Below are 13,961 nucleotides of genomic sequence, written 5' to 3'. Positions count from 1 at the left end.
TCCTTTTTCTGTGTTATCTGTATTATATATATTAGTACACATTATATCACATATGTACGCTTTTTCATATTCTTCTGCCGGAATATCAAATAATTTCTTATTTCCCTCCAGCCCGGGGAGCGTACACGTTTAAAGCGACCATGAGCGGGTCGGGCGCGGCGCCCTCGTTCACCGCCGGGCATACGAACGGCCCGTGGAGTTTTCCGTGACCCGTTTACGGGCGGGCAAGGAATCGAAGACATAAAAGAAGGCCGCCTTGACGGCGGCCTGGAACGCGGCTGGTAAAATTATTTCAGTACTATGCCTTTTAGGGTTTGTACAGTTCGACGCGTGGTTTTGATTGCGCGCGCCCATTGTCAGCCGATAAACTGCTGAGTCCAATAATACTGACCGTTAGAGTTCTGAGCAATGCCGACACCAATCTTGGTGTACGAGGAGTTCAGAATATTGGCTCTGTGGCCTTCGGAATTCATCCAGCCGGTCATAACTTGTTGCGGAGAAGTCTGTCCCATTGCAATATTTTCACCAGCGGTCCGGTAGCTGATACCGAATTGTTTCATCATATCGAACGGGGAGCCGTAGGTTGGAGAGGTGTGGTCAAAATAGCCGAGCTTTGCCATGTCCTGAGATTTCAGCGTGGCGGTTTTGGTCAGCGCCGTGTCTACGGAAAGGGCACTCAGACCACGGCTGGTGCGCTCCTGATTTACAAGTTGAACGACCTGATTCTGGAAATCCGCGTAAGTCCCTGTCGCGGCGCTCCCTGAGGATGCGGAAGAACTGGAACTGCCGGAGGGCTTTGACGAGGGCTTAGAGGATGTGGAGGCCGGAGAAGAGGATGCGCTGCCGGATGAAGGGCAGGTTTTGCCGGTCAGGCGGCTGATCATGTCGTTCAGGTAGCTGTTGACGGAATTGCTGCAGTTGGAATTCGAAGTGCAATAGTACTGATAGGTACCGGGTACGCAGGAGTTCTGGGTGCAGTTGCCTTTTGTGGATTCGCAGGCGGAATTGGATGCGCAGTAAGTATTCTGGCTGCAGCTCCCGGAGGAAGTGGAACCATTGCTCTTCTGGGAGGCTGTTGCGGCTGCTGAATTGGAGCTGGCTGCCGCGCTGTTCTTGGAAAACTGGCTGCACGAAGAGGAGTTGGCGGACGGGGAAACCTTAACGGGGGCCGTGCTGCACGTTTGTTTCGCAGCAGCCTGAGAAGCCGCTTTGACGACATCCGAGTTTTGAGCCGACACCGGAGAGACTGCTTCTACGGATGAAGAACTTGCGGATGTTTCCGATGTATTTTGCGGCGCGGCGGCGCTTTTGGCGTAGACTCCGGCTGTTCCGCTGACGATCAGGCTTAAAAGCAGCGCTAACAATTTACCTTTCATAAACTACTCCTTTTAAAACAGTTTATTAATTACAAATATGCAATCAGTATTACGTAAACTGTTACAATTTGTAACTTTCATGTCCCTATCGTAGCACTCGAATGGAAAAAAGGCAATCCCTCAATTTCTTCCAACTTTTCAAAGAAACGCCTTTTTGGCCGACTATCCCCTTGGAGAACGGAATATAAATTGAAAAGAACTGTAAGAAAGGGCGATTGTCATGAACGATCATTATCCGTTTGAGCTTCCTCCGCTTCCTTATCCATACAATGCCCTGGAGCCGTATCTCGACTCCGAAACATTGAAATTTCACCATGACAAGCATTTTAAAGCGTATGTGGACCACTTGAATCAGGCGCTCGAAAAACTGCCGGCCTATCAGAGCTGGACGCTGGAACGGCTGATCCGGGAGAATTACCGGCTTCCGTTCCAAGTGCAGACGGCGGTATGGAACAATGCGGGCGGCGTCTACAATCACGATCTCTATTTCAATTTGATGGAGCATCCCGGCGGAAAGCAGCCGGGAGGAAAGCTGAAGGACGCGATTGCCGCGTCGTACGGCTCTATGGAGAAATTTGACGAACGATTTAAAAATTGCGCTCTCGGCCAATTTGGCTCCGGCTACGCATGGCTGGTGGCAGACTGCCGCGGCAGGCTGAAAATATTGAGCACCATGAATCAGGATACTCCGCTGCCGCGCGGCTTCTGTCCGGTTCTTCTTGTGGACGTGTGGGAGCACGCCTATTACCTGCAATACCAAAACAGGCGCGATGAGTATCTGGATGCGTTTCTGCATCTGATTAACTGGGAAGCGGCAGAGGAAAATTACCTTCGCTGTTTCAAACGGCCGATGACGCGCCAAAGCAGAAAGTAGGTATTTGCTTTCAAAATTTTTACTTTTATAGGTAGAGATATCCTTAAATTTCACCAAAATATTCTTTCTTTTCTCTTATCTTCCTTGAAATATATTCCTTCTAAAGGTATAATTTATATTATAAACGGGAAATGAAGAATCCTCTCCCACAGACTCAGGAAGCGGATTCATCCCGAAATCAGGGGGGATGAGAATGAGAAAATGGACCGCTGTTTTTTTGCCGTTATTTCTTCTGCTTTTATCCACACCGCACACTCTCGCGGCAACATCTTCTGCGGCCGTCGTTGATATGCACGGCGCGAAAACCTACCTTGGCTCCGCATCCGCTTGGGGCAAGACCTGGGACGAGGATAACTTTGAAGATGTGACCGGGAAAGACGTGACCTATAACGGAAGCCTGACGGTGAAGAACGGAACGGTGGACGATGTTTCCTGCAGCGGAGCCGCCGAAATTAAAGGGGGAGACATGAAATCCGTCGATGCCGGCGGCGATCTGAAAATCAGCGGAGGAAACATCCGGCATGATGTTTTTTGCGACGAGGAGGTTACGCTGAGCAGTACCGTGAAGATCGGCGGCAGCCTGGAATCCAAGGAGATCACCGTTTCTTCCGGAGTCAACGCGAGCGTTACCGGGACCATCAAAGCGGAGGAGAGCATCGAGCTGAACAAATGCACGCTGAAAACCAAGGGGATCGACGGCGACGACACGGGGACCCTGAATATCAGCAAATACACGGACACTCTGCCGACGCTGAGCAATCTGAAAAAAATCGTCGTAAAGGACGATACTGTCGCGACCGCGGATGAAAAAATTGAAGCGGAGGAACTATACATCACGGACGGCGCGGAATTCGCCACCAGCTCTTCCTTGGAGCTGGACACCTTAACGGGGCCGGGCACTTTGTATTTTCCTTCGGGAAAACTGACCGTTTACGGTTCAATCGAAGGGAAACCGCTTTTGATTTTCCGCAATCATGTCAGCAAGGGGGACACGGCGTTTTATGCGGACAGTGATTCCGTCGATGAAGACAGCGTGCGCCTCTATGATTTCGGTTTGGAAGCAAAGGAAGACAGCGGGGCGGAGGACAGATTTGTGCTGACCAACGCGCTGACGGACGGAATCACGCTCAGCAACCAGTCGCTGTCGCTGGACAGCGGCGAATCCGCGACGGTCAAAGCGCATGTTGAGCCGGATTTCTCGGATTTCGCAACCGGCACGAAGCTGGTCTGGGAGCTGTATGGGGATACCTCCGCTTTCTCCAAGTCGACGGATTCCGGCGGGCTTTCGTGCAAGGTGACCGCCCTGTCTTCCGCCAAGGGAATGTACAAGGCAACGCTGATCGCATATCTGGTGGATGCGCACGGAGATCGTTTGGGGGATTACAAATCCGATTCCTGTGTCGTTTCGACCGGGTATTCGGATGATTCCAACAGCAGTTCCGACGGATCGGTCGCGCTTGACACTTCGACGGTTTCCATTTTAACGGGGGACCGGTACTGCGTGCTTGCGCGGACCTCCTCTTCGACCGCCCCGTACGCGCTGTCCTATAATTCGTCCGTCGCAACCGTCGGCGCGGGAACAGCCGTGAAAGACGGCGCCGGGAATCCCGCGTGGATTTATCCTGTCACAGGGACGGGAAAAGGCCAGGTGACGATCGATATCGGCGGGCAGAAGATGATTGCCGATGTTTCGGCGGGCATCACAATGGATACATCGTCTTATACCATGGCTCCAGGCGGAACTTATGTCATAGGGGTCACGGCGAAGGGAGTCGGTGACAATACGATCTGGGCTTCTTCCGATCAGTCCTGTGTTTCCGTGCAGTTTTTGAAGAAAAGCGGAAATATGCTTCTGTACAGGATCTCGGGCCAGGCGGCCGGAACGGCTTCCGTCACCTTTTCCGTATCCGGCGGCGGAAACGTTTGCACGAAGGTAACGGTGCAAAACGGTGCCAAAGCAGGGGGAACCAGCGCCAGACTTGTCGCGCTGGCGTAAGTTCATCGCAGGTGGTTTCGCTTAAAACTCCCTCCGAAGTTTCTTCGGAGGGAGTTTTTTATGGAATCGGGCCGGGCCGGGCCGGAATCATGCCGCCGAGTTCGGAACTTTGCCCGATGATTCCTTTTTCATGCAACTCTCAGGGTCTGTTCATCCGTCTTTCATAACCGGATTGTATTCTTGTGAAAGAATTCAGGAAAAATTTACCTGTGAATAGGAGCTGTAACAATGAAAAAATGGAATCGTTTTCGAACCGGGACCCTTCTTTTGGCTTTTGCCTGTTTGATTGGCACCAGTGCCTGCTCTTCGGCACAGACGAGCGCCTCATCCGCGGCGTCCTCCACACAGGCGGACGAAAGCGCCTCCACCAGTTCCGGGGACCAGAATACGATTTATGGAAAGGTAACTGCGGTTGACGGAGAAAAGATCACTTTATCAGTGGGGACGCTGAACGTACGGGGCGGACCGAAGGATCAGGCCGGCAGCGGCCAAGGGCCTGACGGGGGAAACGGGGACGCAAGCGGATCCGCTCCCGGCGGTTCCCGGGAGCGTCAGGGGTCCGGCGGCAGCCTGCCGGAAGGGAAAAGCGGAGCGCGTCCGGAGGGTGCGGCTTCCGGAACGGGAAATGCATCAGGGTCTGACCCAAAAGGCGGTTTTGACAACCTGCTGACTTTGACGGGTGAAACAAAAACCATCACCGTCTCCGATGAAAGCGTTCTGTCCAAACAGGAGATGGGAAGGGAACGCGGTTCCCAGGAAACATCATCCGGAGAAAGTTCTGCGGCATCACAGCAAACCGGTGAAACGACGGCCTCCCTGTCGGATATTCAGGAGGGAACGATTTTGAAGATCGTCTATCAGCCGGACGGTCAAACACTTTCTGCTGTTGTGATTCTCGGCGGAAGTGCAAAGAGCTGACCGCAAGCCTTGCACACCGGATCTATTTTGGGGTAAAATGGACCAGAGGTGATTTTAATGTCGAAGGGACTCAGCATATCCGGTCTTGTCGTCGGAATTGTTGTGACCATCTGCGGGATCGGAACGATCGTCCTGAATGCCGTCGGTCTGAACAAAAACAACTGAATCCGGCAAAGCTATGGCCCCGCCCGGTTGGGCGGGGCCGTTTTGTGCTTGAAGGAAAGCCTGAAAGAGTGTATAGTTAAACAGAAGGAGGCTGGTTATGCATCTTTTTTCCAAATGGTTTTCAGGGAATCATCACCCCAGGCTGACGGCGATTGACTTCTTTCGTTATATCGGTCCCGGGATGCTGGTCACGGTTGGGTTTATCGACCCGGGAAACTGGGCTTCCAATATCGCGGCCGGGTCCGGGTACGGGTATGGCCTTTTGTGGATGGTTACGCTTTCCACGCTGATGCTGATTCTGCTTCAGCATAATGCGGCTCACCTCGGCATCGTTACGGGGAAGTGCCTGTCGGAGGCGGCGACGGAATACCTTCCGGCCGCGCTGAAAAACGTCATCCTGATCAGCGCGATGGGCGCCGCCGTTTCCACGGCGATGGCGGAGCTGCTCGGCGGCGCCATCGCCCTGCAGATGCTGTTCGGCCTTCCGGTCAAAGCCGGAGCCATTTTGGTCCTTGTGTTTGTCCTCTGGCTTCAGTTTACAAATTCCTATCGGAAAATTGAAAAGATCATCATCGCCTTTGTTTCGCTGATTGGATTTGCCTTTGTTTATGAGCTGCATATGGTGCGTGTCGATTGGACCGCCGCGGGGATCGGCTGGGTGACCCCGGCTTTTCCCGCCGGCTCCATGCCGGTCATCATGAGCGTGCTCGGTGCGGTTGTGATGCCGCATAATCTGTTCCTGCATTCCGAGGTCATTCAAAGCCGCCAATGGAACCTTCAGGACGAAACTGTGATCCGCAGGCAGCTCAAATATGAGTTTGGAGATACGCTGTTTTCCATGCTGATCGGCTGGGCGATCAACAGCGCGATGATTCTGACGGCCGCGGCGACTTTTTTCCAGCATTCGCAGCAGGTGGACGAACTGGATCAGGCGCAGGAGATGCTTCGCCCTCTTCTGGGAAACGCGGCTTCCATTGTCTTCGCGCTGGCGCTTTTGTTCGCGGGGATTTCTTCCAGCATCACGGCGGGCATGGCGGGCGGAAGCATCTTCGCCGGAATTTTTTCGGAGCCGTACGATATTTCGGACAGCCACTCCAAAGCCGGCGTCCTGCTGACCATGGTGCCCGCGGCGGCGGTGATTTTCCTGATTTCTTCCCCCTTCCAGGGGCTGATCTATTCCCAGATGCTTTTAAGCGTTCAGCTTCCGATTACGATTTTTACGCAGGTCTATCTGACTTCATCCAAAAGGGTCATGGGCAAATACGTCAATTCGCCCATGGACCGCGTCCTGCTCTGGACCACGGGGGGAATCGTCACTGCTTTAAATCTGGCGCTTCTCGTCAGTGCGCTTTAACAGATTTTACGTCCCCGCTGTTCCATTCTCGACGGAGGCTGCGAGGGAATGGCTGTAATCCTCGTTCCAGCGCGCCGCGAGCTCCGCGTCGCTCCGCCGGTCGGAGAGGGTGTAATTCTCTTTCAGATAGCTGCCGAAATAGGAGCTGGTCTTGTACGCGCCCCAGACGTTGAGATGGCCGGAGTTATTCATATCCTTTGCGAAGTCCAGCCCTATTTCGTCCATCTGGTCGCAGAGGTCCACAAAAGGAACATTCTCCTTTTGAGACAGATCGGCGACGGTGTTAAACATTGCTTCGCAGTCATTCACCCATCCGTCCGACTGATCAGACTCGGTGTAGTCGCACGGCATGTTGACAAAAACCAGCTGGAATCCCTTTTCCTTGGCGAGCTCGATGAATTTGTAAAAATAAGAGAGGTTCTTTTCAGGAATATCCGCTTTCTTGTCCGTGTCCGCATAAGAGATATCTTCTTTCCCATACTGCTGCGTACCGGCGCTGAACCCTTTCAGGTAATAAATATCGGAGCTGTCATATGTAAAATCGGAGGCGGTCAGGGAGGACCAGCGAAAATGGTATTTCAGCGTCGGCAGAAGAAAATTGATCCATTCCTCCGGCGGAGTGCAGCTGCCAATGGCTTTCAGCTTGTTCCAGGAAAACCGCATGTTGTCGAGGGCGTTGCTGGTAAATCCCGTCGCCCCGTACTCGGTCGTCATACCGAGATAATAGAGATCGACCACGACGACGGAAGGAGTGTGTTTTTTCAGCACTTCCTGCAGCAGATAATACGTAACGTCGATCGGCTGACCGCCGGTCGCGTAATTGAAACTTGTGATTCCGTACTGCTTCCACAGAACGTTTGGATCGATTCCGCCGTTCATGTGGCTCGATCCCATCAGGACCACGTCGTATGGATCCTCCGAATGGTAAAGTCCCTCCAGCAGCTTTCCGCGGTGATCGATTTTGTAGATGAAAACGCTGGAGAAAGAGGCCAATATGAACGCGATAACGGACAAAAACAGGAATCCCTTGCAAATCAGTTTTTTCAAAATCGGTTCCCCTCAGAATTGGAAGTAAATAAATTGCTGAGCCGTATACTGGGATCCGTAAATCCCGAAAATCAAAATGACGAGGGCGGCGGAAAGATAGGCGGCCCAACGGAAAGCGGGCTTCTTTTTGAGCAGCCGGGCCCTCAGGTCGGTTTTCAGGCTCAGAACATCCACGGCCAGAATGATGGCGATGCCGGCCAGAGCAGTGAAGAATTCAGGCGCCGTCAACCCGAGAGTGAAAATGCCCCCATTTGAAAGATCCGAAGGACGGAACAGGTCGCCGATCAACGCGAAGGCGTCCTGCACCGTGTCGGCACGGAAAAAGATCCAGGCGAAATCTGTCAGAATAAAAGTGAAAACGGCCCGCAGAAAACGGTTTGGACGCGAGTCCGGGTCGATTTTCAGAATTCCGGCCGCCCTTTGACGCGCTGGTTTCAACAGCAGGCCGAAAATCTGATACAGGCCGTGCAGGGTTCCCCAGATGACAAAAGTAAAAGAAGCGCCGTGCCAGAGGCCGCAAACGGCGAAAACGATGAACAGGTTCAAACAGCGCCGGGCGAGAGAGCAGCGGTTCCCGCCCAGAGGGATGTAAAGATAGTCGCGAAACCAGGCGCCGAGCGTGATGTGCCAACGGCGCCAGAACTCCTTGATGGAAAGGGAAAAATAGGGGCGGTTGAAATTGGTCGTCAGGGAAAAGCCGAGCACCTGCGCGGCTCCGATCGCAATGTTGGAATAGCCGCCGAAGTCGCAGTAAATCTGAAAGGCAAAGAAAATGCTGGCAAGGGCGACCTCGGCCCCGCCGTATTTGCCGGGACTGCTGTAGACCGTGTTGACCAGCTCGCCAAGCCGGTCGGCAACGACGACCTTTTGAAAATATCCCCACAGCATCAGCAGCAAGCCGCGTCTGGCCTGGTCGTAATCAAACCGGTGTACTTCGCTGAACTGGTGAAGAAGATCTTTTGATTTTTCTATCGGCCCGGCAACAAGCTGGGGGAAAAAGGAGACAAAAAGGGCGTATTTCCCGAAATGCCGTTCCGGTTTCAGGTCCCCGCGATAGACATCCACCGTATAGCTGAGTGCCTGAAAGGTGTAAAAGGAGATGCCGACCGGAAGCAGCAGGTCGAACTTCATGGGCCCGGCCGGCATTCCCAGGAACGAAGTGATGCCGATATAGATCTCGTCAAAGAAATTCAGATATTTAAAGATGATCAGGATGCCGAGATTCAGAGCAAAGCTTGCCGCAACCCACAGCTTTTTCCTTTTCACGGCCTTCTCCTTGTCGGAAAGGCGCTCCGCCTTTCCAATCAGAAGACCGCTCAAATACGTGATGGCGGTGGAAACGGCAAGCAAAAGGCCGTAAGCGGGATTCCAGCTCATGTAAAAAAAATAACTGGCGCAAAACAGCCAAAACCACCGCAGCTTATGCGGAAGGGCAAAATAGACGAGGGTAACAACGGGGAAGAACAGGAGAAACTGGATGGATACGAATGACAAAAAGATTGCCTCCTAAATCCGGCCCTCTCGTCCGGCCGGTGTATATCTCTTATTTAACCATGTAATTATAAATCAATTGTTACCGATTTCAATCTTTTTTCATATTTCTTATGAGAATCATATGAGAATCCATCCTCACGAGTGCAAATGGACCCAAAATAGGCCGCCCGAAAGTGGACGGCCTCTGAGAGAGCGAAAGGCGGCCGCGTCAGTCATCCGGCGGCCTCTGGATGGCGGTTTTCGCTGGAACCGCATGTCTGTGCAGTGCTGTTTCCGGGAGGAACGTGATAAACGACCCGACCACAATCAGGACGATTCCGGCAACCATCTGCAGTGTGATCGGTTCTCCGAGAACAGCGAGGGAAAACAGAGGGGCAAGCACAGGCTTGCAGAAAAAAACCAGCGCGGCTTTCGAGGCCCCGGCGGTTTCGATTGCGAGAAAATAAAAGGCGAAACCGCAGCCGGTCACGAAAATACCGACATAGGCGAGACCCGGCAGGGACGGGATGCTTATGCCGGAGAAGACCGGGACGTCCGCAAACTGTGCAAGGCCCGCATTCCGCAGGAACAGGCTCACGGGGCGAAGATGAGTGAGGGAAATCAGCGCCAGCATTTCCGCGCACCCGAACAAAAAACTGAAACAGGTCATTACGACCCCGCCGTATCGGGCGCTTCTGAAGCGCCCGATTGCGCTGTAGAGCGCGAAAGCAACGGCGGCGGCAAGCGAAAGGACGGTGCCGGCCGCTCCGCCCGCAAAATGGAACGGATTGATCATAACCGCCATTCCAAGCAGGCTCAGAACGATGCAGACCGCAGTATTCAGCCGGATTTTTTCACCCAGCATGAAAAAGGCGAACAGTATCAGGAACACCGAATTGCAGCTGAATAAAACGGCGACGGTGGAGGCGGGCGCGTACAGCACCGCCATCTGGTATAGAATCATGCTGATGTCGACACAGATCAGGCCGGTCAGCGCGAAAAAAGCGAAATCTCCGGCGCGCAGGGAAAGTCTTTTCCGTTTCAGCTGCTTGAGAGCCGGAGGCAGCAGAATCAGCGAGCCGATCAAAAAGCGGAGGAAAGTGAGCTGGACTGCGTTGAAGTTCCCAGCGGTCAGTTTTAAGGCGATTTCCATTGTGCTGAAAAGAAATGTAGCGAGAAGAATGTAAAGATACCCTTTTTTCAATGATACAGACCTCGTGTTTCCAACAATTGCATAACAGTATAACACGATATGCGAAATCTGTAAATGGATATGTCGTGGGGAGTATTTCTTGACATCGGATTTTTTACCCGTTACAATCAATAAAGGCAAGAAAAAAGACCGGGCGGGCTTTCGGCCCGCCCTAACAGGAAAAATATCCATGCGAAAAGCATGTTTTGAAAAATACGATATTTTCTCTGCCGACATTAGCTTATCCATGCGGAATTGATTTATCAATTCCAATTTTACGCAGCGCCGCGCAAATTCAAGGATGGAAAAGAGTGTGAAAACAGGATGGAGACTATGATTGCTTATTCCAGCACCCACGGTTCGGCTGCCGAATGCGCCGGTTGGCTCCAACAGATGTTGAATGGAGCTGAGATTGTTGATTTGAAAAAACGCACGGTCGACCCTTCGCCTTTCGACTGCGTCATTCTGGGCAGCTCTGTTTACGGCGGCCAGATTCAACAGGAAGTCCGCAGTTACTGCAAGAGATATTTGGGCATCCTTCTTCAAAAGCCGCTTGGAATTTATTTAACCTGCCTGTCCCGGGAGGAAGCGGAGATCCGCCGGTATCTGGAGAGCGGGTTTCCGGCTGAGCTTGCCGGCCATCTCACTTCCTTTTGTGCGCCGGGAGGAGCAATCTATTTTACAAAAATGAATTTTTTGGAGCGGAACATCTCCAAATTGCTTCTGAACAGATTTTTAAAGTCGCAGGGCGAGCAAACTGACGGAAAAACAGATTATGTCAGCCTTTCAAAAGAAAAAATGAAGGAATTTGCGGAGCGGATGACGGAATGGGAAAAGGTTCCGCGATGAGGTTTCAACTGATTGCCTTCGATCTGGACGGCACGGTTCTCCGGGACGACAAGACCATATCGCCGCGCACGCTGGGATCGCTGAAGGCGGCAGCTTCCCTGGGAATCCGGGTCGTACCTGCCACGGGGCGGGTTGCCAAAATGGTGCCGGACGAGCTGCTTCAGCTGCCCGGAACCAGATATGTCCTGACTTCCAACGGCGCGAGCGTCGTCGACCTCAAAAACCGGTCCGTCGTGTATTCCCGCCCGATGGCATTGGATGCATCCCTGAGGATCGTCCGCTTTTTTGCGTCGGGTGGCTTTTTTGTGGAAGCGTACTGCGGCGGGGTTTCCTATGCGGACGCCGCGGCATTGCCGGCGCTCCGCGGAGCCGGTCTTCCGGATCGCTTTTTCCGCTATATTGACGCTTCCCAGACGTTTGTCGGCAGCCTCCCGGATTTTCTGGAGCGGAAGGGGGCTCCGCTCGAAAAGGTGAATGTTCCCTATGTCCCCGCTCTGGAGAAAGAACGGCTGGCGAGGGAGGTCCTGGCAATGGGGCCGTACTCCGTGACGTCCTCCGGGTCCGTCAACCTTGAGATCAACGACGCGGAAGCCAGCAAGGGGGATGGCCTGCTTCACCTCTGCCATATCCTCGGAATTGAGCCCGGACGGGTCGCGGCGTTCGGAGACGGGGACAATGACAGAAGCATGCTGCGGTTTGCGGGGCTTGGCATCGCGATGGGGAACGCCGAACCGGGCCTTTTCCGGCAGGCCGATTATGTGACCAGCACAAACGAGGAGGACGGCGTGGCGCAGGCCATTGAAAAGTTGATTCTTTCGCCGGAACGATGATTTTGGAAATAGAAGGAACGCGGTTGGCACATACATATTCGCTATATGCCAGAACATGCTAATAAGATAAACCAAAATCAGGGAAGGGGATAAAGAGAATGAACTGGCTGCGCCACGTGAGAAGTCAGGTCTGGTTTTGTGTGGCGGCGGGGGCTGTCCTTACCTCCGCGGCTTTCAGCGTGTTCGGTGTCTGGTACCGGCACTGGCTGCCATGGCTTTTGGCGGCCGCGGGAGCTGCGGCCTGCATCAGGTATACGGCCGGGTATGGAGACCGCAGGACCCTTTTTTGTTCCGGAGCCTTTTCGGCGGCAATATCCGCCATGTTTTTGGTCGGATCGCGCATTATGGTCCAGCCCCCCGCTTTCGCAGGGATTGGGAAAAATGATGTTTTTCCGTTTGCCGGATTGTGCCTGTTAGTTTGGGCGGCGGTCCTGTCCCTGTTCCGCTTTTTGGCGCTTCATCCGTTTCCTGTGGCAAAACATCCGGCTCCGGCCGATTTCCGGAGCCGGCTTGCCTCCTGGGCGCTGTGGAGCGCCCTTTTGGCGGCGGCGTGGCTGCCGTATTTCCTGACTTATTACCCGGGGCTGATGACAGGGGATTCCTTTGCCTGTCTGGTCAGGGCGGCCGGGTGGGCGCCGGTCAACAATCAGCAGCCGGTACTTTATCAGCTTTTTCTGCGCATCTTCTATTGGGCCGGCGGTTTGCTGGGGAGCATCAACCGCGGCGTGGCGCTGTACTCTCTGACGCAGATGCTGCTGATGGCGTCCGTCCTGGGGTATGCGCTGTACTGGTGCCGCAGGCGTGGCTGTCCCATGCCGTATCTGTGGGTGACGGCGCTGTTTTTTGGTTTGAATCCCATTTACGGAAAATATGCGGTCACCATGTGGAAAGACGTCTTGTTTGGCGGCGCGATGCTTTTATTGACTCTTTTTTTCGCGGATACGGCGGAAAAGCGGGGGAAAAACCTGTTGACCCGGGGAGGGATGATCCATTTTGCGCTGATTTCCTTTGCCGTTGCCTTTCTGCGCAACAACGGGGTCTATGTTCTTCTGTTCTCATTTGTGATGCTGGCCGTTTTCTGCCGCGTCCGGATCAAAAGAATCGGGCCTGCGCTGCTTGCCGTCCTCGCTGCCATTCTGGTCATTCAGGGCCCGGTGTACCGCGCGGCGGGCATCCCGCAAAACCGGTTTGACGAGTCGGTTGGCGTTCCGCTGCAGCAGATGGCGCGGGTCGCCGCGAAAGACGGGCGGATGTCGGAGCGGGAGAGGACTTTTCTGAACCGAATGATGCCGATCGAAGCCATCAAAGCGTCCTATAATCCGTTTACGGTGGATCCGGTCAAATTCAGCCATAAATTCGATTATACGTACCTGGCGCGGAACAAGCGGGAATTCTTTCAGGATTGGGCGGGCATGCTCGTCAAAAATGGAAAGGAGTACGCGGTTGCACATCTGATGCTGACGCTGGGGTACTGGCACATCGGCACCGGAAACTGGGTTGTGGCGCCCGGAATCACTCCCTGGGGAGACGAGACGTACGGAATCGTTCCGTATAATCTGTTCGGAACACTGACAGGGGTGAGCTTAAAGCCTTACATTGAAAACTGGAACGACGATCTGGAGCATTTCGCACCGACGGGGATGAGCAATAATATCGGCGTGGCGGTCTGGCTGACGGCGTTTTTGGCGGTTTACGCGCTGGCGCGCCGAAGATACGGCAAACTGGCCGCGGTTGCGCCGCTTGCCGGCCTGTGGCTGTCCACCATGGCCGCGGCCCCCACCTACTGCGAATTCCGGTACGTGTTTTCCATTTTCCTTTGCGCGCCGTTCCTGCTGTTTTTTATTCTGGGGAGATCCGGGCCAGGGGAATCCGATTCATAAAACAGGA

At 53.7% G+C, this 13,961-nt stretch carries 11 protein-coding genes; 7 read left to right on the top strand and 4 right to left on the bottom strand.

Translation table 11 applies throughout. From position 1 onward, the window contains the following. Positions 1–356 precede the first annotated feature (356 nt). On the bottom strand, positions 357–1,376 hold the full coding sequence (locus tag EQM14_RS16705) for a CAP domain-containing protein (protein ID WP_243112497.1): 1,020 nt from the start codon (positions 1,374–1,376) through the stop codon (positions 357–359). A gap of 220 nt (positions 1,377–1,596) precedes the next feature. Between EQM14_RS16705 and EQM14_RS10725 the strand changes: the two genes are divergently transcribed. The 4 genes from EQM14_RS10725 (at position 1,597) to EQM14_RS10710 (ending at position 6,683) form a co-directional block, all read left to right on the top strand. Next, positions 1,597–2,250, top strand: a complete 654-nt coding sequence (locus EQM14_RS10725; RefSeq protein WP_128743019.1) for a superoxide dismutase — start codon at positions 1,597–1,599, stop codon at positions 2,248–2,250. Between the two features lie 193 nt (positions 2,251–2,443). Then, a complete protein-coding gene (locus EQM14_RS10720; RefSeq protein ID WP_128743017.1) occupies positions 2,444–4,246 on the top strand; it encodes a polymer-forming cytoskeletal protein in 1,803 nt (600 codons plus the stop codon). A gap of 228 nt (positions 4,247–4,474) precedes the next feature. After that, positions 4,475–5,164 (top strand): hypothetical protein, encoded by a 690-nt coding sequence (locus EQM14_RS10715; protein WP_128743015.1) that lies wholly within the window; start codon positions 4,475–4,477, stop codon positions 5,162–5,164. A gap of 262 nt (positions 5,165–5,426) precedes the next feature. Next, positions 5,427–6,683: an Nramp family divalent metal transporter gene (locus tag EQM14_RS10710; protein ID WP_128743014.1), complete on the top strand. Its 1,257-nt coding sequence runs from the start codon at positions 5,427–5,429 to the stop codon at positions 6,681–6,683. 6 nt (positions 6,684–6,689) lie between these two features. On the opposite strand, the gene EQM14_RS10705 is transcribed toward EQM14_RS10710, so the two are convergent. The 3 genes from EQM14_RS10705 to EQM14_RS10695 form a co-directional block, all read right to left on the bottom strand. Then, positions 6,690–7,730: a hypothetical protein gene (locus EQM14_RS10705; RefSeq protein ID WP_243112496.1), complete on the bottom strand. Its 1,041-nt coding sequence runs from the start codon at positions 7,728–7,730 to the stop codon at positions 6,690–6,692. A 12-nt stretch (positions 7,731–7,742) separates the two neighbouring features. Further along, positions 7,743–9,224 carry an MBOAT family O-acyltransferase gene (locus EQM14_RS10700; RefSeq protein ID WP_128743010.1) on the bottom strand — a complete coding sequence of 494 codons (1,482 nt, stop codon included), beginning with the start codon at positions 9,222–9,224 and terminating at the stop codon, positions 7,743–7,745. 208 nt (positions 9,225–9,432) lie between these two features. Next, a complete protein-coding gene (locus tag EQM14_RS10695; RefSeq protein ID WP_128743008.1) occupies positions 9,433–10,407 on the bottom strand; it encodes a DMT family transporter in 975 nt (324 codons plus the stop codon). Positions 10,408–10,728: 321 nt separating this feature from the next. Between EQM14_RS10695 and EQM14_RS10690 the strand changes: the two genes are divergently transcribed. The 3 genes from EQM14_RS10690 (at position 10,729) to EQM14_RS10680 (ending at position 13,954) form a co-directional block, all read left to right on the top strand. Further along, entirely contained in the window at positions 10,729–11,244 is a 516-nt protein-coding gene (locus tag EQM14_RS10690) for a flavodoxin domain-containing protein (RefSeq protein WP_164919044.1), read from the top strand. Beyond that, positions 11,223–12,074, top strand: coding sequence for a Cof-type HAD-IIB family hydrolase (locus tag EQM14_RS10685; protein ID WP_128743005.1), 852 nt, complete (start codon positions 11,223–11,225; stop codon positions 12,072–12,074). The genes EQM14_RS10690 and EQM14_RS10685 overlap by 22 nt, the downstream gene beginning before the upstream one ends. A 98-nt stretch (positions 12,075–12,172) precedes the next feature. Then, positions 12,173–13,954, top strand: coding sequence for a DUF6020 family protein (locus EQM14_RS10680; RefSeq protein ID WP_128743003.1), 1,782 nt, complete (start codon positions 12,173–12,175; stop codon positions 13,952–13,954). The last annotated feature ends 7 nt before the right edge of the window (positions 13,955–13,961 follow it).

This window comes from Caproiciproducens sp. NJN-50 (genome assembly GCF_004103755.1).
Taxonomy (GTDB): Bacteria; Bacillota; Clostridia; order Oscillospirales; family Acutalibacteraceae; genus Caproicibacter.
The sequence above is the reverse complement of the archived record's forward strand: the minus strand, read 5'-3'. Positions and strand labels throughout refer to the sequence as shown.

What these genes read in the sequence shown, in the direction of transcription:
- EQM14_RS16705 (WP_243112497.1), bottom strand. Translation starts at nt 1,376, where the DNA reads ATGAAAGGTAAATTGTTAGCGCTGCTTTTAAGCCTGATCGTCAGCGGA.
- EQM14_RS10725 (WP_128743019.1), top strand. Translation starts at nt 1,597, where the DNA reads ATGAACGATCATTATCCGTTTGAGCTTCCTCCGCTTCCTTATCCATAC.
- EQM14_RS10720 (WP_128743017.1), top strand. Translation starts at nt 2,444, where the DNA reads ATGAGAAAATGGACCGCTGTTTTTTTGCCGTTATTTCTTCTGCTTTTA.
- EQM14_RS10715 (WP_128743015.1), top strand. Translation starts at nt 4,475, where the DNA reads ATGAAAAAATGGAATCGTTTTCGAACCGGGACCCTTCTTTTGGCTTTT.
- EQM14_RS10710 (WP_128743014.1), top strand. Translation starts at nt 5,427, where the DNA reads ATGCATCTTTTTTCCAAATGGTTTTCAGGGAATCATCACCCCAGGCTG.
- EQM14_RS10690 (WP_164919044.1), top strand. Translation starts at nt 10,729, where the DNA reads ATGATTGCTTATTCCAGCACCCACGGTTCGGCTGCCGAATGCGCCGGT.
- EQM14_RS10685 (WP_128743005.1), top strand. Translation starts at nt 11,223, where the DNA reads ATGGGAAAAGGTTCCGCGATGAGGTTTCAACTGATTGCCTTCGATCTG.
- EQM14_RS10680 (WP_128743003.1), top strand. Translation starts at nt 12,173, where the DNA reads ATGAACTGGCTGCGCCACGTGAGAAGTCAGGTCTGGTTTTGTGTGGCG.